14 protein-coding genes, 10 tRNA genes and 3 rRNA genes are annotated in these 24,604 nt (G+C 40.8%); 25 read left to right on the top strand and 2 right to left on the bottom strand.

The annotated features are described in order from the left end of the window. Positions 1 to 233 precede the first annotated feature (233 nt). The 17 genes from G6O73_RS08935 (at position 234) to rpoC (ending at position 16,735) form a co-directional block, all read left to right on the top strand. Positions 234 to 1,793, top strand: a 16S ribosomal RNA gene (locus tag G6O73_RS08935). A 76-nt stretch (positions 1,794 to 1,869) separates the two neighbouring features. Then, positions 1,870 to 1,944: transfer RNA gene (locus G6O73_RS08930), tRNA-Ile, on the top strand. 12 nt (positions 1,945 to 1,956) lie between these two features. Continuing rightward, positions 1,957 to 2,029, top strand: a tRNA-Ala gene (locus tag G6O73_RS08925). Positions 2,030 to 2,170: 141 nt separating this feature from the next. Next, positions 2,171 to 5,087: ribosomal RNA gene (locus G6O73_RS08920) — 23S ribosomal RNA — on the top strand. Between the two features lie 79 nt (positions 5,088 to 5,166). Beyond that, a 5S ribosomal RNA gene (gene rrf, locus G6O73_RS08915) occupies positions 5,167 to 5,283 on the top strand. The 16S, 23S and 5S rRNA genes sit together here with 10 tRNA genes alongside, the layout of an rRNA operon. Positions 5,284 to 5,293: 10 nt before the next feature. Continuing rightward, a tRNA-Val gene (locus tag G6O73_RS08910) sits at positions 5,294 to 5,366 on the top strand. 2 nt (positions 5,367 to 5,368) lie between these two features. Then, positions 5,369 to 5,441: transfer RNA gene (locus G6O73_RS08905), tRNA-Lys, on the top strand. Positions 5,442 to 5,453: 12 nt separating this feature from the next. Further along, a tRNA-Leu gene (locus tag G6O73_RS08900) sits at positions 5,454 to 5,538 on the top strand. A 5-nt stretch (positions 5,539 to 5,543) separates the two neighbouring features. Further along, positions 5,544 to 5,619 (top strand) — tRNA-Thr (locus G6O73_RS08895). 7 nt (positions 5,620 to 5,626) lie between these two features. Next, positions 5,627 to 5,698 (top strand) — tRNA-Gly (locus G6O73_RS08890). A 29-nt stretch (positions 5,699 to 5,727) separates the two neighbouring features. After that, positions 5,728 to 5,813 (top strand) — tRNA-Leu (locus G6O73_RS08885). A gap of 6 nt (positions 5,814 to 5,819) precedes the next feature. Beyond that, positions 5,820 to 5,893, top strand: a tRNA-Arg gene (locus tag G6O73_RS08880). A gap of 82 nt (positions 5,894 to 5,975) precedes the next feature. Continuing rightward, positions 5,976 to 6,049 (top strand) — tRNA-Pro (locus G6O73_RS08875). Positions 6,050 to 6,163: 114 nt separating this feature from the next. Then, complete coding sequence (locus G6O73_RS08870; RefSeq protein ID WP_057886459.1) at positions 6,164 to 6,631, top strand: CtsR family transcriptional regulator; 468 nt, start codon at positions 6,164 to 6,166, stop codon at positions 6,629 to 6,631. Between the two features lie 25 nt (positions 6,632 to 6,656). After that, complete coding sequence (locus tag G6O73_RS08865) at positions 6,657 to 9,122, top strand: ATP-dependent Clp protease ATP-binding subunit (RefSeq protein ID WP_057886460.1); 2,466 nt, start codon at positions 6,657 to 6,659, stop codon at positions 9,120 to 9,122. Positions 9,123 to 9,415: 293 nt separating this feature from the next. Then, positions 9,416 to 13,024: a DNA-directed RNA polymerase subunit beta gene (gene rpoB, locus G6O73_RS08860; RefSeq protein WP_157056706.1), complete on the top strand. Its 3,609-nt coding sequence runs from the start codon at positions 9,416 to 9,418 to the stop codon at positions 13,022 to 13,024. Positions 13,025 to 13,060: 36 nt separating this feature from the next. Further along, a complete protein-coding gene (gene rpoC, locus G6O73_RS08855; RefSeq protein ID WP_057886462.1) occupies positions 13,061 to 16,735 on the top strand; it encodes a DNA-directed RNA polymerase subunit beta' in 3,675 nt (1,224 codons plus the stop codon). A gap of 137 nt (positions 16,736 to 16,872) precedes the next feature. On the opposite strand, the gene G6O73_RS13060 is transcribed toward rpoC, so the two are convergent. Further along, on the bottom strand, positions 16,873 to 17,541 hold the full coding sequence (locus tag G6O73_RS13060; RefSeq protein ID WP_057886463.1) for a prepilin peptidase: 669 nt from the start codon (positions 17,539 to 17,541) through the stop codon (positions 16,873 to 16,875). 267 nt (positions 17,542 to 17,808) lie between these two features. On the opposite strand from G6O73_RS13060, the gene rpsL reads away from it, so the two are divergent. The 3 genes from rpsL to fusA all read left to right on the top strand — a co-directional run bounded on the left by rpsL (position 17,809) and on the right by fusA (position 20,942). Next, on the top strand, positions 17,809 to 18,222 hold the full coding sequence (gene rpsL, locus G6O73_RS08845; protein WP_057886464.1) for a 30S ribosomal protein S12: 414 nt from the start codon (positions 17,809 to 17,811) through the stop codon (positions 18,220 to 18,222). A gap of 31 nt (positions 18,223 to 18,253) precedes the next feature. Further along, a complete protein-coding gene (gene rpsG / locus G6O73_RS08840) occupies positions 18,254 to 18,724 on the top strand; it encodes a 30S ribosomal protein S7 (RefSeq protein ID WP_057886465.1) in 471 nt (156 codons plus the stop codon). Positions 18,725 to 18,851: 127 nt separating this feature from the next. Then, complete coding sequence (gene fusA, locus G6O73_RS08835) at positions 18,852 to 20,942, top strand: elongation factor G (protein WP_057886466.1); 2,091 nt, start codon at positions 18,852 to 18,854, stop codon at positions 20,940 to 20,942. A 48-nt stretch (positions 20,943 to 20,990) separates the two neighbouring features. Here fusA and G6O73_RS08830 read toward each other — a convergent pair whose 3' ends face one another. Beyond that, complete coding sequence (locus G6O73_RS08830) at positions 20,991 to 21,539, bottom strand: cysteine hydrolase family protein (protein WP_057886467.1); 549 nt, start codon at positions 21,537 to 21,539, stop codon at positions 20,991 to 20,993. Positions 21,540 to 21,798: 259 nt separating this feature from the next. Between G6O73_RS08830 and rpsJ the strand changes: the two genes are divergently transcribed. The 5 genes from rpsJ to rplB are packed head-to-tail and all read left to right on the top strand — an operon-like array spanning position 21,799 to position 24,569. Continuing rightward, positions 21,799 to 22,107 carry a 30S ribosomal protein S10 gene (rpsJ, locus tag G6O73_RS08825; RefSeq protein ID WP_057872462.1) on the top strand — a complete coding sequence of 103 codons (309 nt, stop codon included), beginning with the start codon at positions 21,799 to 21,801 and terminating at the stop codon, positions 22,105 to 22,107. A 46-nt stretch (positions 22,108 to 22,153) separates the two neighbouring features. Further along, positions 22,154 to 22,783: a 50S ribosomal protein L3 gene (gene rplC / locus G6O73_RS08820; RefSeq protein ID WP_057886468.1), complete on the top strand. Its 630-nt coding sequence runs from the start codon at positions 22,154 to 22,156 to the stop codon at positions 22,781 to 22,783. A 22-nt stretch (positions 22,784 to 22,805) separates the two neighbouring features. Beyond that, the gene (gene rplD / locus G6O73_RS08815) at positions 22,806 to 23,429 is read left to right on the top strand and encodes a 50S ribosomal protein L4 (RefSeq protein ID WP_057886469.1); all 624 of its coding nucleotides are present in this window, start codon (positions 22,806 to 22,808) and stop codon (positions 23,427 to 23,429) included. Beyond that, on the top strand, positions 23,429 to 23,713 hold the full coding sequence (rplW, locus tag G6O73_RS08810) for a 50S ribosomal protein L23 (RefSeq protein ID WP_057886470.1): 285 nt from the start codon (positions 23,429 to 23,431) through the stop codon (positions 23,711 to 23,713). The genes rplD and rplW overlap by 1 nt, the downstream gene beginning before the upstream one ends. A gap of 22 nt (positions 23,714 to 23,735) precedes the next feature. Continuing rightward, positions 23,736 to 24,569: a 50S ribosomal protein L2 gene (gene rplB, locus G6O73_RS08805; RefSeq protein WP_057886471.1), complete on the top strand. Its 834-nt coding sequence runs from the start codon at positions 23,736 to 23,738 to the stop codon at positions 24,567 to 24,569. Positions 24,570 to 24,604: the final 35 nt, after the last annotated feature.

Raw genomic sequence — 24,604 nt, 5'->3', positions numbered from 1 at the left:
TTGTTGAAAGCGACTTACGTTGACTTCCACAATATAAACGATAGATTGTTAAGAAAACTTTTAGTTGACTTTAAAGTAAAAGTGAGTATAATTAAATATCGTGTTACTAATAATTTATGTAGACCTTTGAAAACTGAACAAAGTTTCGATAAAGCAAATGTGCAGGGCCTTGCGAAAGCAAGGACAAAATTTGCGAAGTCAATTCGCTAGTAATAAAAATGAGTCACAAACTTTAAAATGAGAGTTTGATCCTGGCTCAGGACGAACGCTGGCGGCGTGCCTAATACATGCAAGTCGAACGAAGCTGTTTTAACTGGTGCTTGCACCGACTTAAACAACTGAGTGGCGAACGGGTGAGTAACACGTGGGCAACCTGCCCCAAAGCGGGGGATAACATTTGGAAACAGATGCTAATACCGCATAACCACAGAAACCACATGGTTTCTGTGTCAAAGATGGTTTCGGCTATCACTTTGGGATGGACCCGCGGCGTATTAGCTAGTTGGTAAGGTAATGGCTTACCAAGGCAATGATACGTAGCCGAACTGAGAGGTTGATCGGCCACATTGGGACTGAGACACGGCCCAAACTCCTACGGGAGGCAGCAGTAGGGAATCTTCCACAATGGACGAAAGTCTGATGGAGCAACGCCGCGTGAGTGAAGAAGGTTTTCGGATCGTAAAACTCTGTTGTCAGAGAAGAACGTGTGCGAGAGTAACTGCTCGTGCAGTGACGGTATCTGGCCAGAAAGCCACGGCTAACTACGTGCCAGCAGCCGCGGTAATACGTAGGTGGCAAGCGTTGTCCGGATTTATTGGGCGTAAAGGGAACGCAGGCGGTCTTTTAAGTCTGATGTGAAAGCCTTCGGCTTAACCGAAGTCGTGCATTGGAAACTGGGAGACTTGAGTGCAGAAGAGGAGAGTGGAACTCCATGTGTAGCGGTGAAATGCGTAGATATATGGAAGAACACCAGTGGCGAAAGCGGCTCTCTGGTCTGTAACTGACGCTGAGGTTCGAAAGCGTGGGTAGCAAACAGGATTAGATACCCTGGTAGTCCACGCTGTAAACGATGAATGCTAAGTGTTGGAGGGTTTCCGCCCTTCAGTGCCGCAGCAAACGCATTAAGCATTCCGCCTGGGGAGTACGACCGCAAGGTTGAAACTCAAAGGAATTGACGGGGGCCCGCACAAGCGGTGGAGCATGTGGTTTAATTCGAAGCAACGCGAAGAACCTTACCAGGTCTTGACATCTTCTGATAGCCTAAGAGATTAGGTGTTCCCTTCGGGGACAGAATGACAGGTGGTGCATGGTTGTCGTCAGCTCGTGTCGTGAGATGTTGGGTTAAGTCCCGCAACGAGCGCAACCCTTATTGTCAGTTGCCAGCATTAAGTTGGGCACTCTGGCAAGACTGCCGGTGACAAACCGGAGGAAGGTGGGGATGACGTCAAATCATCATGCCCCTTATGACCTGGGCTACACACGTGCTACAATGGACGATACAACGAGTCGCTAGACCGCGAGGTTAAGCTAATCTCTGAAAGTCGTTCTCAGTTCGGATTGCAGGCTGCAACTCGCCTGCATGAAGTCGGAATCGCTAGTAATCGCGGATCAGCATGCCGCGGTGAATACGTTCCCGGGCCTTGTACACACCGCCCGTCACACCATGAGAGTTTGTAACACCCAAAGCCGGTGGGGTAACCAATAGGAGCCAGCCGTCTAAGGTGGGACAGATGATTGGGGTGAAGTCGTAACAAGGTAGCCGTAGGAGAACCTGCGGCTGGATCACCTCCTTTCTAAGGATAGAAACGGAACCTGCACAAGCACGAAACTTTGTTTAGTTTTGAGAGGTCTACTCTCTTGAGGATGTATGGGCCTATAGCTCAGCTGGTTTAGAGCGCACGCCTGATAAGCGTGAGGTCGATGGTTCAAGTCCATTTAGGCCCATCCTTTTGATATGGGGCCTTAGCTCAGATGGGAGAGCGCCTGCTTTGCACGCAGGAGGTCATCGGTTCGATCCCGTTAGGCTCCATTGATGGTAAAACCATCAGTTTTGTTCTTTGAAAACCAGATAATATCTTTTTTATTAAACCGAGAACACCGCGTATTAAAAGAGTTTTGAACAAGAAGTTCTTGACGCAAACTCATAACCGTTTTACCGCAGGTAAAACAAGGTTAAGTTAATAAGGGCGCATGGTGGATGCCTTGGCACTAGGAGCTGATGAAGGACGGGACTAACACCGATATGCTCCGGGGAGCTGTAAGTAAGCTGTGATCCGGAGATTTCCGAATGGGGCAACCCAATAGCTGTAATGAGCTATTACTGCTAGTTGAATACATAGACTAGTTAGAAGCAAACGCAGGGAACTGAAACATCTAAGTACCTGCAGGAAGATAAAGAAAACTCGATTCCCCCAGTAGCGGCGAGCGAAGCGGGAAGAGCCCAAACTAGAAAGCTTGCTTTCTAGGGTTGTAGGACTGAACATTTGAGTTAACAAAGAAAACGATAGTCGAATGATCTGGGAAGGTCAGCAAAATAAGGTGAGAGCCCCGTAGACAAAATCGTTTTCCCTCAGTTCAGGATCCTGAGTACGGCGGAACACGTGAAATTCCGTCGGAATCCGGGAGGACCATCTCCCAAGGCTAAATACTACCTAGTGACCGATAGTGAACCAGTACCGTGAGGGAAAGGTGAAAAGCACCCCGGAAGGGGAGTGAAATAGTTCCTGAAACCATGTGCCTACAAGTAGTTAGAGCCCGTTAACGGGTGATAGCGTGCCTTTTGTAGAATGAACCGGCGAGTTACGTTTGTATGCAAGGTTAAGTCGTAAATGATGGAGCCGTAGCGAAAGCGAGTCTGAAGAGGGCGAATTAGTATGCAGACGTAGACCCGAAACCAGGTGACCTACCCATGTCCAGGTTGAAGGTGTGGTAAAACGCACTGGAGGACCGAACTCGTGTATGTTGAAAAATGCTGAGATGAGATGTGGGTAGCGGAGAAATTCCAAACGAACTTGGAGATAGCTGGTTCTCTCCGAAATAGCTTTAGGGCTAGCCTCGAAGTTAGGATAATGGAGGTAGAGCACTGTTTGAACTAGGGGCCCGTCTTGGGTTACTGAATTCAGATAAACTCCGAATGCCATATATTTATCTTCGGGAGTCAGACTGCGAGTGATAAGATCCGTAGTCGAAAGGGAAACAGCCCAGACCACCAATTAAGGTCCCTAAATATATGTTAAGTGGAAAAGGATGTGGAATTGCACAGACAACTAGGATGTTGGCTCAGAAGCAGCCACCATTTAAAGAGTGCGTAATAGCTCACTAGTCGAGTGATCCTGCGCCGAAAATGTACCGGGGCTAAACATATTACCGAAATTGTGGATGCAACCGTAAGGTTGCGTGGTAGGAGAGCGTTCTAAGGGCGGAGAAGCTGGATCGTAAGGACCAGTGGAGCGCTTAGAAGTGAGAATGCCGGTATGAGTAGCGCAAGACAGGTGAGAATCCTGTCCACCGAATGACTAAGGTTTCCTGGGGAAGGCTCGTCCACCCAGGGTTAGTCGGGACCTAAGCTGAGGCCGCAAGGCGTAGGCGATGGATAACAGGTTGAGATTCCTGTACCAGCAATGATTGTTTGAGCAATGGAGGGACGCAGGAGGCTAAGCACGCACACTGTTGGAGGTGTGTTCAAGCAACAAGTCTGTTAGTGAGTAAAATGCTTGCTGACATAAGGACAAGTTGTGATGAGTAGCGAAATTTAAGTAGTGAAGGTGCTGATGTCACACTGCCGAGAAAAGCTTCTAGTGAGATCAAAGCTGCCCGTACCGCAAACCGACACAGGTAGTCGAGGAGAGAATCCTCAGGTGAGCGAGAGAACTCTCGTTAAGGAACTCGGCAAAATGACCCCGTAACTTCGGGAGAAGGGGTGCTGAGCGTAAGCTCAGCCGCAGTGAAAAGGCCCAGGCGACTGTTTATCAAAAACACAGGTTTCTGCAAAATCGTAAGATGACGTATAGGGGCTGACGCCTGCCCGGTGCTGGAAGGTTAAGAGGATGGGTTAGCTTCGGCGAAGCTCAGAATTGAAGCCCCAGTAAACGGCGGCCGTAACTATAACGGTCCTAAGGTAGCGAAATTCCTTGTCGGGTAAGTTCCGACCCGCACGAAAGGCGTAACGATCTGGGCACTGTCTCGACGAGAGACTCGGTGAAATTATAATACCCGTGAAGATGCGGGTTACCCGCGACAGGACGGAAAGACCCCATGGAGCTTTACTGTAGCTTGATATTGGGTGTTTGTACAACTTGTACAGGATAGGTAGGAGCCATAGAAGCCGGAACGCTAGTTTCGGCAGAGGCATTGGTGGGATACTACCCTCGTTGTATGAACACTCTAACCCTCGCCAATAAACTTGGCGGGAGACAGTGTCAGGTGGGCAGTTTGACTGGGGCGGTCGCCTCCTAAAAGGTAACGGAGGCGCCCAAAGGTTCCCTCAGAATGGTTGGAAATCATTCGCAGAGTGTAAAGGCACAAGGGAGCTTGACTGCGAGACAGACAAGTCGAGCAGGGACGAAAGTCGGGCTTAGTGATCCGGTGGTTCCGAATGGAAGGGCCATCGCTCAACGGATAAAAGCTACCCTGGGGATAACAGGCTTATCTCCCCCAAGAGTCCACATCGACGGGGAGGTTTGGCACCTCGATGTCGGCTCATCGCATCCTGGGGCTGTAGTCGGTCCCAAGGGTTGGGCTGTTCGCCCATTAAAGCGGTACGCGAGCTGGGTTCAGAACGTCGTGAGACAGTTCGGTCCCTATCCGTCGCGGGCGTAGGAAATTTGAGAGGAGCTGTCCTTAGTACGAGAGGACCGGGATGGACACACCGCTGGTGTACCAGTTGTTCTGCCAAGAGCATAGCTGGGTAGCTAAGTGTGGATGAGATAAACGCTGAAAGCATCTAAGTGCGAAACTCACCTCAAGATAAGATTTCCCATTCTTTAGAGAAATAAGGTTCCTGAGAGAAGATCAGGTAGATAGGCTGGAAGTGGAAGTTCAGTGATGAATGGAGCGGACCAGTACTAATAAACCGAAGACTTAACCAAAGAAGAAGAACGGAGTTCGAGGGAAAAAGAGAAAGATATTAGCTGGTTTTGAGAGAACAAGATTTTCTCAAAAGAAGAGTGCGGTGGCGATAGCAAGAAGGATACACCTGTTCCCATGCCGAACACAGAAGTTAAGCTTCTTAACGCCGATAGTAGTTGGGGGATCGCCCCCTGTGAGGGTAGGAAGTTGCCGTGCTCACTTCGATGGAGGATTAGCTCAGTTGGGAGAGCGTCTGCCTTACAAGCAGAGGGTCACAGGTTCGAGCCCTGTATCCTCCATTGAGTCGTTAGCTCAGTCGGTAGAGCATCTGACTTTTAATCAGAGGGTCGACAGTTCGAGCCTGTCACGACTCATAGGTCAATTTTGCGGGTGTGGCGGAATTGGCAGACGCACTAGATTTAGGTTCTAGCGTTGAAAAACGTGGGGGTTCAAATCCCTTCACCCGCACCATATTTGCCGACTTAGCTCAGTTGGTAGAGCATCTGATTTGTAATCAGAGGGTCGGGCGTTCGAATCGTCTAGTCGGCACCATTATTATGCGGAAGTAGTTCAGTGGTAGAACATCACCTTGCCATGGTGGGGGTCGCGGGTTCGAATCCCGTCTTCCGCTTGTTCCAAATATTTTATTTAGTTATTTATGCCGGGGTGGCGGAACTGGCAGACGCACAGGACTTAAAATCCTGCGGTAAGTGATTACCGTACCGGTTCGATTCCGGTCCTCGGCATTATTTGCACCCATAGCGCAATTGGATAGAGTGTCTGACTACGAATCAGAAGGTTGTAGGTTCGACTCCTACTGGGTGCAGTAAAGCGGAAAGTAGTTTGGAGCTAGGTCTTGATTTGAATATAGCTGGGTAGTTTCTACTTTTTCGACTAATTAAGAGTTTCGGGAAGTAGCTCAGCTTGGTAGAGCACTACGTTCGGGACGTAGGGGTCGCAGGTTCAAATCCTGTTTTCCCGATATCAAAAGTTCTCGTAAAGCGAGGGCTTTTTTTTTGCAGTTAAAACTTTTGCAATTCTTCCTTTTTCAAGTATAATAATAGTCAATATTAGTCAAATTTCAGAGGATGATTAGATGCAAAGTCAGAATATTTCTGATATCATTGAAAAATATTTAAAAAGTATTTTGGCAGAATCGCAAGAAGTTGAAATTAAACGTTCTGAAATGGCACAACTGTTCAACTGCGTGCCTTCGCAAATTAATTATGTAATTAAAACCCGATTTAATATTCAAAATGGATACATTGTCAGAAGTAAACGTGGGGGTGGTGGTTATATTCGAATTGCAAAAGTTAACTTAGTTGACGATTATGATGTACTTGATGAATTAATCACTATTGTTGGTGACAGTATAAATTTTAAAGATGCATTTCAACTTATTCAAAGTTTATTTCAAGCAAGTGTCTTATCACAAATGACAGCTAATTTATTATTGGCTGTTATTGATAAAAAAACTTTGAGTTTTGGTGATAGCGAACTTGAGAATATGCTGCGGGCGCGTATAATGAAAAGCATCTTAACTCGTTTGAAATATGATGATTAAATGATTAGAAAGTGGGGGCAATTTTATGGAAAACTTATTTACACCAAGTGCAAGACAAGTATTAGTTATCGCCCAAGAACAAGCAAAAGACTTTCGACATCAAGCAATTGGGACAGAACATTTACTCTTAGCACTGACAATCGAAAAAAATGGAATTGCCGGTAAGATATTAAAACAATTTGTAGTTACTGAAACAGACGTGCGAGAGGAAATCGAGCGTCTAACTGGATATGGTACTTTAAAGAATGTTAGTGGGTATTTACCATATACACCGCGTGCAAAGGAAATTTTAGCTAAAGCAAGTGAAAATGCACAAAAAACAAATGCCTTAAAAATTGGTACGGAGCATTTACTGATGGCTTTACTGCAAAACAGTGATTTACTGTCGTCGAGAATTTTACAAAGTTTAAGTGTTGATAGCCATCGGATGTACCAAGAAATCATTCATAAGCTGGGTGTCAGTGAAATTCAAATGAAAAAATATGATAAAGCTAGACCTAAGGCGAATGGAACACCAACTTTAAACACGCTCGCCCGTGATTTAACTAAATTAGCAGCTGAGAATAAGATTGATCCTGTAATTGGGCGGGAAAAGGAAGTTCGTCGAGTAATTCAAGTACTGAGTCGCCGAACCAAAAATAATCCAGTACTGCTTGGTGAACCAGGTGTTGGTAAAACAGCAATTGCTGAAGGATTAGCCCAAGTTATCGTTAGCGGTCAAGTACCTGAGAGTTTAGCCCATAAGAGGGTAATGGTTCTGGACATGGGATCTTTAGTTGCAGGTACAAAATATCGAGGTGAATTTGAGGATCGAGTAAAAAAGATTCTTGATGAAATTTACGCTGATGGTCAAGTTATCCTTTTCATTGATGAGTTGCATACTTTAATTGGAGCTGGTGGAGCTGAAGGAGCTATCGATGCTTCAAATATTTTGAAACCTGCTTTAGCACGTGGTGAAGTTCAGGTGGTTGGTGCAACAACACTGGATGAATTTCAAAAATATATAGAATCCGATTCAGCACTGGAACGTCGCTTTGCTAAAATTATGGTGGCTGAACCAACAACAGATGATAGTTTGAAAATTTTGCAGGGCTTGCGTCCACGTTATGAAGCACATCATCATTTAAAAATCACTGATGAAGCGTTAGTAGCAGCGGTTAAGCTGAGTTCACGCTATATTTCAGATCGTTATTTGCCTGACAAAGCAATTGATTTGATGGATGAAGCAGCAGCTAAGGTTAGATTAAATCAATCTAGTAGTACTAAGTCAATTGAAGAAAAGAAAGGAAAACTCCAGCAATTAGCTGGTCAAAAGGTTACAGCACTAACGCAAGAAAAATTTGAAGAAGCGGCGAAGATACGAAAAAAGGAATTACGTCTTAAAGACTCAATTGATAAACTACTTGAACAACAATCAAAGGGTGTTTATACGGTCTCTGTTGGAGCAGAGGATATTGCTCAGGTTGTTTCAGAATGGACCGGTGTCCCAGTTACGCAAATGAATAAAAGTGAAACTGCCCGCTTAATTGATCTGGAAAAAATTCTTCATCAACGAGTTATCGGGCAAGAAGCAGCTGTTTCAGCTGTTTCTCGAGCAATTCGACGTGCTCGAAGTGGATTAAAAGATCCAAAACGACCAATTGGTTCATTTATGTTTTTGGGTCCCACCGGTGTTGGAAAAACAGAATTAGCTAAAGCATTGGCGGAAGCGATGTTTGGATCAGAGAACTCAATGATTCGAATTGACATGAGCGAGTATATGGAAAAATATAGTACCAGTCGCTTAGTAGGGTCTCCTCCCGGTTATGTAGGATATGATGAGGGTGGACAATTAACAGAAAAAGTTAGGCAGCATCCGTATTCGGTAGTGTTGTTTGACGAAGTAGAAAAGGCCCATCCAGATGTTTTTAATATTTTGCTTCAAGTTCTTGATGATGGATATTTAACGGATTCTAAAGGTAGAAAAATTGATTTTCGTAATACAATCATTATTATGACTTCAAACCTAGGCGCAACTGCTTTGCGTGATGAAAAACAAGTTGGATTTGGTAGTACTCAGCCGGAAGATAAATTTAAGGCAATGTCAGCTAAAATTCAAGAAATCTTGAAAAAAACTTTCCGACCAGAATTTCTTAATCGAATTGATGAAACAATTATTTTTCATCAGTTGGAGAAAAAAGAATTGCATGCAATTGTTAAGTTAATGGCCAAAGAGTTATTGGATCGTGTTCGCCAGCAGCAAGTTAAAATTAAGATAACTCCAGCAGCAATTGATTTGGTTGCGAAAAAAGGGTTCGACCCTGAATATGGTGCTCGTCCAATCCGGCGGGCATTACAGACTGAAGTGGAAGACAAACTTAGTGAATTATTAATTACTGGGCAGGTTAAAGTTGGGAGCTCTGTTTCAATTGGAGCTAGCAAAGGCAAAATTGTAATTAGTGTACATGAGGATCAGAAGCTAATTGATAAAGAAAAGGTTAGTCAAAAATAGGTTAGTTTTCGATAGAGTTGTGATGACAAGGTCACAGCTCTTTTTGGGGTTAACCATTTGACTTTTGATAAAGTTTTCAGTATCATTAGTAAGTATAATCTGTGAATTATCGGGTGACTGTGATATATTGTCCATAGTTATCGCCGAGAAAAGCAAAAATAGTGTGTTTCGCCGTTTAGGTGTCAACTGTTTTTGGTTTTTTTTTGCCTAAAAATAAGATTTATTTGGTTTAATAGTTAATTGTAACCAAAATGTAATATTTGTGAAGGCTATTTGCAGAAATAATTTGAGAGGTGAACAACTTGGCAGGACATATAGTTAAATACGGTAAACATCGAACTCGTAGAAGTTATGCACGTATCAAAGAAGTTCTGGAACTGCCTAATTTGATCGAAATTCAAACTAATTCATATAAATGGTTTTTGAATGACGGTCTTAGAGAGGTTTTCGAGGATATTATGCCGATTGAGGATTTTGCAGGCAATTTATCTTTGAAGTTCGTTGATTATCAATTGTTGAAACCAAAATACACAGTCGAGGAAGCACGACAGCATGATGCTAATTTTTCGGCACCACTGCACGTTACGTTGAATTTAATAAACCATGAAACCGGAGAAATTAAATCTCAGGATGTTTTCTTTGGCGACTTCCCACTAATGACTGAACAGGGTACTTTCATTATAAATGGTGCTGAACGAGTTATCGTTTCACAATTAGTTCGTTCACCTGGAGTTTATTACAATTCTGAAATGGATAAAAGTGGTCGAGTTACCTATGGAACGACAGTAATTCCTAATCGAGGAGCTTGGCTAGAATATGAGAATGATGCTAAAAATATTGCATATGTCAGAATCGATCGAACGCGTAAAATTCCGTTAACTGAATTAATCAGAGCGTTAGGTTTTAGTTCTGATGATGAAATTGTCAAAATGCTTGGTGCCAGCGACAGCTTACTTTTGACTCTTGAAAAAGACGTGCATAAGGTCAGCGAAGATTCACGTGTCGAGGAGTCGCTGAAAGATATTTATGAACGACTACGCCCAGGTGAGCCTAAAACGGCTGATAGTGCCCGTAGTTTGTTAACTGCTCGTTTCTTTGATCCGAAACGTTATGACTTAGCGCCAGTTGGACGCTACAAAATCAACAAGAAGTTAGATTTGAAGAATCGGTTACTCAATCTAACTTTGGCAGAAACGTTGGCCGATCCAGAAACTGGAGAAATCTTAGCTAAGAAGGATACTGTTTTAGATAAACAAGTCCTGGATAACTTGGCTCCGTTTTTAGCAAGAAAAGATTTTAAAACTTATACTTTCCAACCTTCAGATGAAGGTGTGGTTACCAATCCAATGGTAGTACAAATTATCAAGGTTTATTCACCGAAGGACCCAGAAAAAATAGTTAATATGATTGGCAATGGCAATATTGACTTGAAGTATAAGCATATTTTACCGGCCGATATTATTGCTTCAATGAATTACTTTTTTAATTTGCAAGAAGATATTGGCAATACAGATGATATTGATCATTTAGGTAATCGACGGATTCGTTGCGTGGGTGAATTATTGGAGAACCAATTTAGAATTGGTTTATCGCGGATGGAGCGTGTTGTTCGCGAACGGATGTCAATTCAAGACACAGCCACAGTAACTCCCCAACAGTTGATTAATATTCGACCAGTAGTTGCTTCAATTAAAGAATTCTTTGGTAGTTCTCAATTATCCCAGTTTATGGACCAGACTAATCCCCTAGGCGAATTGACTCATAAACGTCGTTTGTCTGCCTTAGGACCCGGTGGTTTGACTCGTGATCGAGCTGGGTATGAAGTTCGTGACGTTCACTATACGCATTATGGTCGGATGTGCCCGATTGAAACACCTGAAGGACCTAATATTGGTTTGATTAATAGTTTGTCTTCTTATGCTCGAATCAACCAATATGGTTTTATTGAAACACCTTATCGGCGTGTTTCTTGGACCACTCACAAAGTTACAGATAAAATTGATTATTTAACTGCTGATGAAGAAGATAATTATGTTATTGCTCAGGCTAACTCGCCATTAAATGATGATGGTTCGTTTGTTAATAACGTTGTTATGGCTCGTAGTAAGAGTGATAATATTGAAATTTCAGTTGATAAAGTTGATTACATGGATGTTTCGCCAAAACAAGTTGTTGCTGTTGCGACTGCATGTATTCCTTTCTTGGAAAATGATGATTCTAACCGTGCTTTGATGGGTGCTAACATGCAGCGTCAGGCGGTTCCACTGATTGATCCCCATGCACCACTGGTTGGTACAGGGATTGAATATAAAGCAGCACATGATTCTGGGGTTGCTTTGATTAGCAAACATGATGGAACAGTTGAATATGTTGATGCTCGAGAAATTCGAGTAAGACGCGATGATGGTACACTTGATAGGTACAAATTAATGAAATTCCGTCGCTCAAATGGTGGTAAAAACTACAATCAACGTCCGATTGTTCAAGTTGGAGATCATGTCGACAATGACGAAGTTTTAGCTGATGGCCCATCAATGGAAAATGGTGAATTAGCTTTGGGTCAAAACCCATTAATTGCTTTTATGACGTGGGATGGCTACAATTTCGAAGATGCGATTGCGATTAATGAACGCTTAGTTAAAGAAGATGTGTATACTTCTATTCATATTGAAGAACATGAATCAGAAGCTCGTGATACCAAGTTAGGGCCGGAAGAGATGACTCGTGAAATCCCTAATGTTGGTGAAGATGCTTTGAAAGATTTAGACGAATTCGGTATTATTCGGATTGGTGCTGAAGTTCATGATGGAGATATCTTAGTTGGTAAGGTAACACCTAAGGGAGTTACTGAATTGTCAGCTGAAGAACGTTTGTTGCATGCTATTTTTGGTGAAAAGGCTCGTGAAGTTCGTGATACTTCTTTGCGCGTACCTCATGGTGGCGGCGGAATTGTTCAGGATGTTAAAATCTTTACACGTGAAGCTGGTGATGAATTATCACCTGGTGTCAATATGATGGTACGAGTTTATATTGCCCAGAAGCGTAAGATTCAAGTTGGTGATAAGATGGCCGGACGTCATGGAAACAAAGGTACAGTTTCAATTGTAATTCCAGAAGAGGATATGCCATTTATGCCTGATGGGACTCCGGTTGATATCATGTTGAGTCCAATGGGTGTTCCTTCACGTATGAATATTGGTCAGGTTTTGGAACTTCATTTAGGAATGGCTGGCCGCAAGTTAGGGATTCATATTGCTTCACCCGTTTTTGATGGTGCACGTGATAGTGATATCTGGTCAGCTTTAAAAGAGGCCGGCGTTTCTAGTGATGGTAAATCAGTTCTTTATGATGGTCGAACTGGAGAACCGTTTGATAATCGAATTGCAGTTGGCGTTATGTACTATATGAAGTTAGCTCATATGGTTGATGATAAGATTCATGCTCGTTCAATTGGGCCATACTCATTAGTTACACAGCAACCATTAGGTGGTAAAGCACAATTTGGTGGTCAGCGTTTTGGTGAAATGGAAGTTTGGGCTTTAGAAGCATATGGTGCTGCTTATACATTGCAAGAAATTTTAACTTATAAATCTGATGATGTAGTGGGTCGAGTTAAGACTTATGAAGCAATTGTTAAGGGTGAACCGATTCCTAAGCCAGGTGTACCTGAATCGTTTAGAGTTTTGGTTAAGGAACTTCAATCATTAGGACTTGATATGAAAGTTCTAGATTCTGACAAAAAAGAGATTGAGTTGCGAGATATGGACGACGAGGACGATGAGGTCATGAATGTTGATGCTTTGAGCAAATTGGCTAAACAACAGGCTGAAAAGAAAGCACAAGCTGAAGCTGACAGTCCAGCGACAGAAATGACAGACACAGAAGCTAAAACTGAAAATTAGAAAATCCGAATAAAAACGAAAAGGAGGTCGGTCTTTTTGATCGATGTCAATAAGTTTGACAGTATGCAGATTGGTTTGGCTTCTTCAGACAAAATCCGCAGCTGGTCTTATGGTGAAGTAAAAAAACCAGAAACGATCAATTATCGAACACTTAAGCCAGAAAAAGATGGCTTGTTTGACGAAAGAATTTTTGGTCCTACAAAAGATTGGGAATGCGCTTGTGGAAAATATAAACGGATTCGTTATAAGGGAATCGTTTGTGACCGTTGTGGCGTTGAGGTAACTCGTTCTAAAGTTCGAAGAGAACGAATGGGTCATATCGAATTGGCAGCCCCAGTTACGCATATCTGGTATTTCAAGGGAATTCCGAGTCGGATGGGCTTAGTTTTGGACATGAGTCCCCGTGCTCTTGAGGAAATTATCTATTTCGCTTCTTATGTGGTTACTGAGCCAGGTAATACTCCTTTAGAGAAAAAACAGTTGTTAACTGAAAGAGAATATCGTGAAAAACGTGAGAAGTATGGTAAAGAATTTCAAGCATCAATGGGTGCTGAAGCAATTCGAACTTTATTAAAAGATGTTGACCTAGCCAAAGAATGTGAAGAATTAAAGGAAGAACTAAAAGATGCTACTGGACAAAAACGGACACGAGCAGTTCGTCGATTAGATATCTTAGAAGCTTTCTTGCAATCTGGTAATCGACCGGACTGGATGGTAATGGATGCTATTCCAGTTATTCCACCAGATTTACGTCCAATGGTTCAATTGGAAGGTGGTCGTTTTGCAACTTCAGATTTGAATGATTTGTATCGGAGAGTCATCAACCGTAACAATCGTCTGAAACGTTTGTTAGATTTGAATGCACCAGGAATTATTGTTCAAAATGAAAAACGAATGCTGCAAGAAGCTGTAGATGCGCTGATTGATAATGGCCGCCGCGGACGTCCAGTAACTGGTCCAGGGAACCGACCATTGAAGTCACTTTCACACATGTTAAAAGGAAAGCAAGGTCGTTTCCGCCAAAACTTATTAGGTAAGCGTGTTGATTACTCTGGTCGTTCGGTTATTGATGTTGGCCCTAAGCTAAGAATGAATCAGATGGGAATTCCGCATGAAATGGCATTGGAATTATTCAAGCCATTCATGATGAAAGAGTTAGTTAAACGCGGAATGGCTTCAAATATCAAAAATGCTAAGCGTAAGATTGAACGGCGTGATGAAGATATTTGGGATGTTTTAGAGGAAGTTATCAAAGAGCATCCAGTTTTGTTAAATCGAGCACCTACCTTGCATCGTTTGGGTATTCAGGCTTTCGAACCAGTATTGGTTGATGGTAAATCTATGAGATTGCACCCATTAGCTTGTGAAGCTTACAATGCTGACTTTGATGGAGATCAGATGGCGATTCATGTTCCATTATCAGATGAGGCGCAAGCTGAGGCCCGACTACTAATGTTGGCAGCTCACCACATTTTGGCACCGAAAGATGGTAAACCGATTGTAACTCCTTCTCAAGATATGGTTATTGGTAACTATTACATGACTGTTGAGGAACCAAACCGTGAAGGTGAAGGGATGGTTTTCAAAGATGTCAATGAAGTGCGGACGGCTTATTTAAATAATTATGTTCATTTGCATACACGAATTGGTCTACAGACAGCTTCATTAGCTGCAGCTGGAAAACCATTCACTGATTGGCAAAAACAGCGAGTTATGGTAACAACGGTTGGTAAAGCAATTTTTAATGAAATTTTACCAGTAGATTTTCCATACCTGAATGAACCAACAGCAGATAATTTAACTGATAAGACTCCAGATAAATATTTTGTTGAACCTGGTACGGATATTCCTGAGTACATTATAGATCAGCCATTAGTTGGTCCATTTAAAGCTGGATTTTTAAGTGATATTATTGCTGAAGTTTACAAGAAATTTAAAGTAACGGCTACTTCTGAATTGTTGGATCGAATTAAAAACATTGGTTATTACGAGTCAACTCGTTCTGGTTTAACAGTGGGAATTGCTGATGTTACTGATTTGAAGGAAAAACCAGCAATCATTGATAATGCACATAAGGAAGTTGCAACTGTTGCTAAGCAATTTCGCCGAGGACTGATTACTGAGGATGAACGTTATGAAAGAGTTATTGCTATCTGGAATAATGCCAAAGATCAGATTCAAGATAAGCTTGTTCAGAACATGAACCCTAAAAATCCAATTCAAATGATGTCAGACTCAGGAGCTCGTGGAAATATTTCTAACTTTACACAGTTGGCTGGAATGCGTGGCTTGATGGCTGCACCTAATGGTAAAACTATGGAGTTACCAATCGTTTCTAACTTCCGTGAGGGATTATCTGTTATGGAAATGTTCATTTCCACTCATGGTGCTCGTAAAGGAATGACTGATACGGCCCTAAAAACTGCTGATTCAGGTTATTTGACTCGTCGTTTAGTTGATGTTGCACAAGATGTTATTATTCGCGAAAAGGATTGTGGTACTGATCGTGGGTTAGATGTAATGGCTATTCGCGAGGGCAACGAAATGATTGAACCACTTTATGATCGAATTTTAGGCCGCTATGCGATGAAATCAGTTAAAGATCCGCAAACTGGTAAATTAATTGTAGCGTCTAATGAAATGATCGATGAAGATAAGGCGCAAGCAATTATTGCTGCTGGAATTAAAAAGGTTACAATTCGCTCAGCGTTTACTTGCAATACGGTTCATGGAGTTTGTGAACATTGTTATGGTCGCAACATGGCAACTGGTGACGAAGTTGAGGTTGGTGAAGCTGTTGGAACTGTAGCGGCTCAGTCAATCGGTGAACCAGGTACTCAGTTAACAATGCGAACTTTCCATACTGGTGGTGTTGCCGGAGATGATATTACCCAAGGTTTGCCTCGTGTTCAAGAAATTTTTGAGGCTCGTAATCCTAAAGGTTTGGCAAAAATTTCTGAAGTTACCGGTGAGATTGATTCAGTCGAAGAAAACCCAGCTGAACGGACTAAGACCGTGACAGTTAAGGGTGAAACTGACACTAGAACCTATAGTTTACCATTTACTTCTGTTTTAAAAGTAGCTGAAGGCGATAAGATTCATCGTGGTGAAGCATTAACAGTTGGGTCAGTTGATCCCAAGGAACTGATTAAAGTTCGTGATGTTTTATCTACTGAAAATTACATTTTGCGTGAAGTTCAAAAGGTTTACCGCATGCAGGGTGTGGAAATTTCTGATAAGCATATTGAAGTAATGGCACGACAAATGTTGCGTAAGATTCGAGTAATGGATCCAGGAGATACTGACTTGCTTCCAGGAACCTTAATGGATATTAATGATTTCAAGGAACAAAACTATAAGACCCTAATCAAGGGAAGTATCCCAGCAACTGCTCGACCAGTCTTGTTAGGGATTACTAAAGCCTCATTGGAAACAAATAGTTTCTTATCAGCTGCTTCCTTCCAAGAAACAACACGTGTCCTGACGGATGCTGCAATTCGTGGGAAGAACGATCCTTTAATTGGTTTGAAGGAAAATGTTATCATCGGGAAGTTGATTCCTGCTGGAACGGGAATGTCCGTTTATCGTCAAATCAAGCCAAAAGAAATTGGTGGGGTTTCACAAAGTGTCTATTCAATTTCTGATTTGGAAAAAAAGATGAAGGATCAGGAAGCTGATAATCAGACAATCGCTCCTTCATCAGACAAATAATTATAGAACCACTAATTTGAATTATTAACACAAAGGTACCCATATCCTCCTTAGGTTATGGGTACCTTTTTTTTATCCAAAAGTTAGTTTTATAGTTTTGAGATAACTAGCTTTTTGCTAATAATTATCAATAATTATTAGATTAGGAACAGAATGAAGATTCCTAAAGTAATAAAGGGAATAAGTGGCAATCTTGAAGTTTTTAAAATTAGGCAGACAATTATTCCACTAGTTGAAACTAATAATAGCAAAAGCAAAAGTTTCCAAAAGCCAAATAAAAAGTAGGTAATAATTAATAGAATCAAATCTGCACTTCCTAGCCACCGAAGAATAACAAAACAACTTAACAGGACAAACAAAATTCCTGCACTAGCCAAAAAATTAATTTGAAATTGATGGTTTAGTTTTAAAAAAGCTAAGATTATCAGACTGCCTCCGAATAGTAAATTTTGTGAAACGGCCAAATTTTGTAAATCTTCAATAGTTAACCAACTTGTCCAACAGATTACAAAAAGGCAAATTCCTAGATTATAATCAGAATGAGTTAAGCAACTGAAACAACAACCCATTATTAATTCACAACAAGTGCTAACCCAACTGATTGAATTTTTACAGTAACAACATCGTCCCTTTTGAATCAGAAAACTAATAATTAATATCAAACTAACAATTTTCAAACTTTTATGACAGTTATCACAAAATGATCGTTTGATTGTTAATGATATTTGATTTTTTTCTCGCCAATAAGAACAGTAAATGAAAGATCCCCAACAACTTCCTAAAGTAAAAAATAAAAATAGTTTCAATTTATAATGAACCTCCAATTCATAAATTAATTACGCAAAACTTGAAACTTAGATTGTCATTATTTATATTTTTTTGATTGACAAAAGTCTATTTTGCGTGGTAACCTAGTCAAGGTGCTTTATATGAACAGTTTTCCTGTATTAGATAGGACATGCTGACTGTGCATCGTTAGCATTATGAGTTCGGGCTTTTTTATTTTTTTCAATAAAATGAACCGCCTGGATGTGTGTACTTAGAAGAAAATTTTTTAGGAGGAGAAGCAATAGATGCCAACAATTAATCAATTGATTCGCAAAGGCCGTAAATCGAAGAGTTCTAAATCAAACTCGCCTGCCTTGAATTTTGGATACAATAGTTACAACAAAGCACAAACCAATAATCCTGCACCGCAAAAGCGTGGGGTAGCTACTCGTGTGGGAACAATGACACCGAAAAAGCCTAACTCAGCTTTACGTAAATATGCTCGTGTTCGTTTGTCTAATTTGATTGAAGTTACAGCTTATATTCCAGGAATCGGTCATAACTTGCAGGAACATAGTGTTGTCTTGATTCGTGGAGGACGTGTAAAAGACCTTCCTGGTGTCCGTTATCATATCGTTCGTGGTGCTTTGGATACAGCTGGTGTTACTGACCGTAAACAGAGTCGTTCGAAGTATGGTACTAAAAAGCCAAAGAAATAATCGGAAATAGGAATATTAGGAGGTAATTTAAATGCCAAGAAAAGGTGCAGTTTCAAAGCGTGAAGTACTCCCAGATCCAATTTACAAATCTAAATTGGTAACACGCTTAATTAACCGTTTAATGATTGACGGAAAACGTGGGACAGCTTCAAAAATTTTGTATCAAGCATTTGACTTAATCAAGGACGAGACAGGCAATGAACCTTTGGAAGTCTTTGAAGAAGCAATGAAAAATGTTATGCCAGTGTTGGAAGTTCGTGCACGTCGTGTTGGTGGATCTAACTATCAAGTGCCGATTGAAGTTCGACCAGATAGAAGATCAACTTTAGGTTTACGTTGGATTGTTAACTATTCTCGCTTACGCGGTGAGCATACAATGCCAGAACGTTTAGCTAAAGAAATCATTGATGCTGCTAATAATACTGGTGCATCAGTTAAAAAACGTGAAGACACACATAAAATGGCAGATGCCAACCGTGCGTTTGCACATTATCGCTGGTAAATTATGGAAATGGCTATTATATGGTTTTTGGGTAAATCCTTATAGTAGTCATTTTTTTAAAGGATAAGGTTATTAAATTGTGAATTAAGAAATTATTCATGGTTTTGGAAGGAGAGAAATTCTCAAAATGGCTAATAAACGTGAATTCCCACTTGAAAAAACACGTAACATCGGAATTGTCGCGCATATCGATGCTGGGAAAACAACAACGACTGAACGAATTCTTTATTACACTGGAAAAATTCATAAAATTGGTGAAACACATGATGGTGATTCACAAATGGATTGGATGGATCAAGAAAAAGAACGTGGGATTACTATCACATCTGCTGCTACGACAGCTCAATGGAAAGATCATCGAATCAATATTATTGATACCCCAGGACACGTTGATTTTACTGTTGAAGTAGAACGCTCATTACGTGTACTTGATGGAGCTGTAGTTGTTTTAGATGCCCAGTCGGGTGTAGAACCACAAACAGAAAATGTTTGGCGTCAGGCAACAACTTACTCAGTTCCTAGAATTGTTTTTGTCAACAAAATGGATAAAATTGGTGCTAACTTTGATTACTCTGTTAGCACAATTCATGATCGCCTACAAGCAAATGCAGTTGCAATTCAAATGCCAATTGGGGCGGAAGATGAATTTGAGGGTGTTATCGATTTAGTTGAGATGAAAGCTGATATTTACGATGAAGATGAATTAGGTTCAAAATGGGACACTGTTGATATTCCAGAAGAATATAAAGCAGATGCTCAAAAACGCCGTGAAGAAATGATTGAAAAATTGGCTGATGTTGACGATAATTTGATGGAAAAATATCTTGGTGGTGAAGAAATCAGTATCGCTGAGATCAAATCAGCTATTCGTAAAGCAACTCTGAACTTAGAGCTTTATCCTGTTTTAGCTGGTTCGGCCTTCAAAAATAAAGGTGTTCAGATGATGTTGGATGCTGTTAATGACTACTTGCCGTCACCTTTAGATGTTAAACCATATAAAGCAACTGATCCAGATGGCGAAGAAGTTGAGCTGGTAGCAGGCGATGACAAACCATTTGCTGGTTTGGCTTTCAAAATTGCAACTGATCCCTTCGTTGGACGTTTAACTTTCTTCCGGGTATACTCTGGTACACTTGAAGCTGGATCCTATGTCTTAAATGCAACTAAGGATAAACGTGAACGTGTTGGACGTTTATTGCAGATGCATTCGAATCACCGTAAAGAAATCCCTGAAGTATTCGCAGGAGACATAGCTGCAGCTATTGGTTTGAAAGCTACAACAACGGGTGATTCATTAACGGATGTTAACCATCCGCTGATTCTTGAATCAATGGAATTCCCTGATCCAGTTATTCAAGTTTCGATTGAGCCTAAGACAAAAGCAGATCAAGATAAGATGGATGTTGCTTTGCAAAAACTTGCAGAAGAGGATCCAACCTTTAAAGCTGAAACTAACCCTGAAACTGGTGAGACTTTAATTGCTGGTATGGGTGAATTACATTTGGATATCATCGTCGATCGAATGAGACGTGAATTCAAAGTAGATGCTAAAGTTGGGGAACCTCAAGTTGCTTATCGTGAAACCTTTACGAAACAAGTTTCTGTCCAAGGAAAATTTGTTCATCAGTCTGGTGGTAAAGGTCAGTATGGTGATGTTTGGATTGAATTTACACCAAATGATGAAGGCAAAGGCTTTGAATTTGAAAATGCAATTGTTGGTGGGGTTGTTCCACGTGAGTATATTCCAGCTGTTGAACAGGGCTTGAAGGAATCAATGGCAAATGGTGTTTTAGCTGGCTATCCTTTGATTGATGTTAAAGCTAAGCTCTATGATGGTAGTTACCATGATGTCGATTCTAGTGAGGCAGCTTTCAAGATTGCAGCATCGCTTGCTTTAAAGAATGGTGCTAAAGTTGCTGGTGCAGTTATTCTAGAACCGATCATGCGGGTTGAAATTGTTGCTCCAGAAGATTACTTAGGTGATGTTATGGGACATGTTACTGCACGTCGTGGTCGAGTTGAAGGCATGGAAAACCGTGGTAATGCTCAAATGGTGAAAGCTTTCGTTCCTTTAGCTGAAATGTTTGGTTATGCAACAACTTTGCGTTCAGCAACTCAAGGACGTGGTACATTCACGATGACAATGGATCATTACGAACCAGTGCCAAAATCAATTCAAGAAGAAATTATCAAGAAAAACGGTGGCAACGCTGGGTAATTGGTAAATTAAAAAAGAAGTTTGCGAATTTAAGCAAACTTCTTTTTTTTAGATGATTTTAGCCCCTAAACAATTTTTGAAATGTTGTAAAGCCCAATAATGTCCCTGAGAATCAAAACTTGCAACAGCTGATTTAGGAATGACAAGATTAAAGTTCTTGTTGAAAGCATCGATGGCTGTATGTAGAACACAAATATCCGTACAGACGCCTGTCAGCCATAGTTCCTCAATTTTTCTGGAGCGCAAGTAATTTTCTAAATCAGAATTAGCAAAAGCTGAGTAACGGTTCTTATCAAAAAAATAAACTTGGTCATTATCTTGATTTTTTTGATACCATTCTTCTAGCGGTCCGTATAAATTTCGGCCCCAACTATTTTTAAGATTATGTGGTGGAAACAATTTTGTTTCAGGATGGTACGGATCGTTTTTCTTATGCAAATCGGTAGGCAAAATGACCCATTGTTCTCGTTGAAGAAAATTATTAGCAAGTTTTAAAATTTCTCCAGCAATTTTTTGACCTTCGATACCACAAGTAAGTGCTCCATCTTCAGCGACAAAGTCATTTGTATAATCAATAATTAGTAAAGCTTGCTTCATTTGTGAACAGCTCCTTTTGTTTTAAGTCTAGACAAAAATAATCTTTAAAGCAATTAGAAAAACAAAAAAAGTACTTGATTTGTTATTAAAAAAAAGATATGATAGATAGGTACTTGTCAAAGGGATGAGTGCGCGTATTATGCACTGTATGAGCTGTGATGCGGAAGGTTGCGACACACCCGGAAGCTTTGCCATGGGGTGCGACGGTAATTTTCGCGGAGCGAGTCTTATTTTTAAAATAGACGAAGGAGGGAATAAAATGGCAAAACAAAAGATACGGATTCGTTTAAAGGCATATGAACATCGAATCCTTGATCAGTCTGCAGACAAGATCGTTGAAACAGCAAAGAGAACGGGTGCTGCAATTTCAGGCCCAATTCCATTGCCAACAGAGCGGACTTTATATACGGTGATTCGTTCACCACATAAGTATAAAGATTCACGCGAACAGTTCGAGATGCGGACACACAAACGCTTGATTGATATCGTTAATCCAACACCAAAAACAGTTGATTCATTAATGAAACTCGACTTGCCAAGTGGCGTAGATATAGAAATCAAACTATAAGCTAGAAATTTTAATTTTTAAAAAATAAATATTTGGAGGTGTAGACATGACCACAAAAGGAATCTTAGGAAAAAAAGTAGGAATGACCCAAGTCTTTACAGACAATGGTGAATTAGTTCCAGTTACAGTTGTTGAAGTTGGAGCTAATGTTGTCTTGCAAGTCAAGACTGTTGAAAACGACGGCTATGAAGCTGTTCAATTAGGTTTTGATGATTTACGTGAAGTTTTGGCCAACAAACCTGCTAAAGGTCATGCAGCAAAAGCAAAAACTGCTCCTAAGCGCTTCGTTCGAGAAATCAAAGATGCTGCTTTAGGGGAATACAACGTAGGAGACGAAGTTAAAGCAGATATTTTTGAGCCAGGCGATATTGTAAATGTGACTGGCACATCGAAAGGCCATGGCTTCCAAGGAAACATTAAACGTTGGGGACAATCTCGTGGTCCAATGGCTCATGGCTCTCGCTATCATCGTCGTCCTGGTTCAATGGGTGTTATTATTAACCGTGTTTTCAAAGGTAAATTATTACCTGGACGCATGGGCGGTAAACGGGTAACCATTAAGAACCTACAGATTGTTAAAGCTGACGTTGAAAATGGAGTCCTACTGATTAGAGGTAATGTCCCAGGTGCTAACAAATCACTTGTGACAATTATGGGCAACGTTAAAGAAAAATAAAACGAGAAGGGAGGATTTTTAGATGCCAACAGTTGCATTATATAAACAAGATGGTAGCAAAAATGGTGATGTTTCCTTAAACGATAGTATTTTTGGAATCGAACCAAATGATAATGTTATTTTTGATGCAGTTCTTATGCAGCGTGCTTCACTTCGTCAAGGAACACATGCTGTTAAAAACCGTAGTGCTGTATCCGGTGGTGGTAAAAAGCCATGGCGCCAAAAAGGAACAGGTCGTGCTCGCCAAGGTTCAATCCGTTCACCACAGTGGGTTGGCGGTGGAACAGTTTTTGGCCCAACGCCTCGTTCATATAGCTACAAACTTCCAAGAAAAGTTCGTCGATTAGCAATTAAGTCAGTATTGTCACAAAAAGTTCTTGATGATAGCTTGGTAGTTGTTGATCAATTGAGTTTTGATGCACCTAAAACAAAAACTTTTGTAGAAATTCTAGACAAATTAAATGTTACTACAAAGGTATTAGTAGTTCTTGAAGATGGCAACGACTTAGCTGCATTATCAGCTCGTAATTTGAAGAATGTTACGGTAATTAATGCTAAAAGTGTTAACGTCTTAGACGTTATTAACAATGATAAGTTAGTCATGACTCAAGGAGCTCTTTCTCAAGTAGAGGAGGTTCTTGCATAATGGAATCACATAAAATTATTTTAAAGCCGGTCATTACAGAGGCATCGACAGCAGAGTTAGATAATAAACGCTATACTTTTGATGTTGATACTCGTGCAACCAAACCGCAAATTAAAAAAGCAATTGAAGAAGTTTTTGATGTTAAAGTTGTTAAATTGAATGTTATCAACGTTAAAGGAAAGCCAAAACGTATGGGTCGTTACAACGGCTATACTAAAAAACGTCGAAAAGCAATTGTTACTTTAAGTGCCGATTCTAAAGCAATTAAGATTTTTGAAGAATAATTTGTAATAGGAGGGAATTCACGTGGGGATCAAGAAATTTAAACCGACCTCAAACGGACGTCGTAACATGACGGGCTCGGATTTTTCTGAAATCACTAAAACAACACCAGAAAAATCTTTACTTGAATCAACAAGTAAAACAGCCGGACGTAACAGTTACGGCCGTATTACGGTTCGTCATCGCGGTGGTGGTCATAAACGTCAGTATCGTTTAATCGATTTCAAACGTTTAAAGGATGATGTACCTGCAACTGTTAAAGCAATCGAATATGATCCAAACCGCTCAGCTAACATTGCATTGCTGGTTTATGCGGATGGTACAAAATCTTATATTTTGGCACCTAAAAACTTACAGGTTGGTCAAATAGTTCAATCTGGAAAAGAAGCAGATATTAAGCCTGGAAACACTAAAACATTGGCTGATATTCCAGTTGGAACCGTTATTCATAACATTGAATTGAAACCTGGAAAAGGTGGACAATTAGTTCGTTCAGCTGGAACTTCTGCACAGGTTTTAGGTAAAGAAGGTAAATATGTTTTAGTTCGTTTAGCTTCTGGTGAAGTACGCATGATTTTAGCAACTTGTCGTGCAACTATCGGTGAAGTTGGTAATGAACAACATGAATTAATTAAAGTTGGTAAAGCCGGTAGAACTCGTTGGGCAGGTCGTCGTCCAAAGGTTCGTGGTTCTGTAATGAACCCTAACGATCATCCACATGGTGGTGGTGAAGGTAAAGCACCTGTTGGTCGTCCAAGTCCAATGTCACCATGGGGCAAGAAGACAACTGGTTACAAGACACGTTCTAAGAGAGCTAAGTCGGATAAATTTATCGTACGTAAACGTAACAGCAAGTAATAATAAAATTGCTTGAACATTTACAGTTCGAAGGG

Origin of the sequence: Liquorilactobacillus nagelii DSM 13675, assembly GCF_019444005.1 — a bacterium.
In the GTDB taxonomy this organism is placed as follows: Bacteria; Bacillota; Bacilli; order Lactobacillales; family Lactobacillaceae; genus Liquorilactobacillus; species Liquorilactobacillus nagelii.
This window is presented reverse-complemented; position numbering and strand designations above follow the sequence as displayed.

Bases quoted from the DNA above. Each gene is read 5' to 3' on its own strand.
- G6O73_RS08870 (WP_057886459.1), top strand. From the start codon at position 6,164: ATGCAAAGTCAGAATATTTCTGATATCATTGAAAAATATTTAAAAAGT.
- G6O73_RS08865 (WP_057886460.1), top strand. From the start codon at position 6,657: ATGGAAAACTTATTTACACCAAGTGCAAGACAAGTATTAGTTATCGCC.
- rpsL (WP_057886464.1), top strand. From the start codon at position 17,809: ATGCCAACAATTAATCAATTGATTCGCAAAGGCCGTAAATCGAAGAGT.
- rpsG (WP_057886465.1), top strand. From the start codon at position 18,254: ATGCCAAGAAAAGGTGCAGTTTCAAAGCGTGAAGTACTCCCAGATCCA.
- fusA (WP_057886466.1), top strand. From the start codon at position 18,852: ATGGCTAATAAACGTGAATTCCCACTTGAAAAAACACGTAACATCGGA.
- G6O73_RS08830 (WP_057886467.1), bottom strand. From the start codon at position 21,539: ATGAAGCAAGCTTTACTAATTATTGATTATACAAATGACTTTGTCGCT.
- rpsJ (WP_057872462.1), top strand. From the start codon at position 21,799: ATGGCAAAACAAAAGATACGGATTCGTTTAAAGGCATATGAACATCGA.
- rplC (WP_057886468.1), top strand. From the start codon at position 22,154: ATGACCACAAAAGGAATCTTAGGAAAAAAAGTAGGAATGACCCAAGTC.
- rplD (WP_057886469.1), top strand. From the start codon at position 22,806: ATGCCAACAGTTGCATTATATAAACAAGATGGTAGCAAAAATGGTGAT.
- rplW (WP_057886470.1), top strand. From the start codon at position 23,429: ATGGAATCACATAAAATTATTTTAAAGCCGGTCATTACAGAGGCATCG.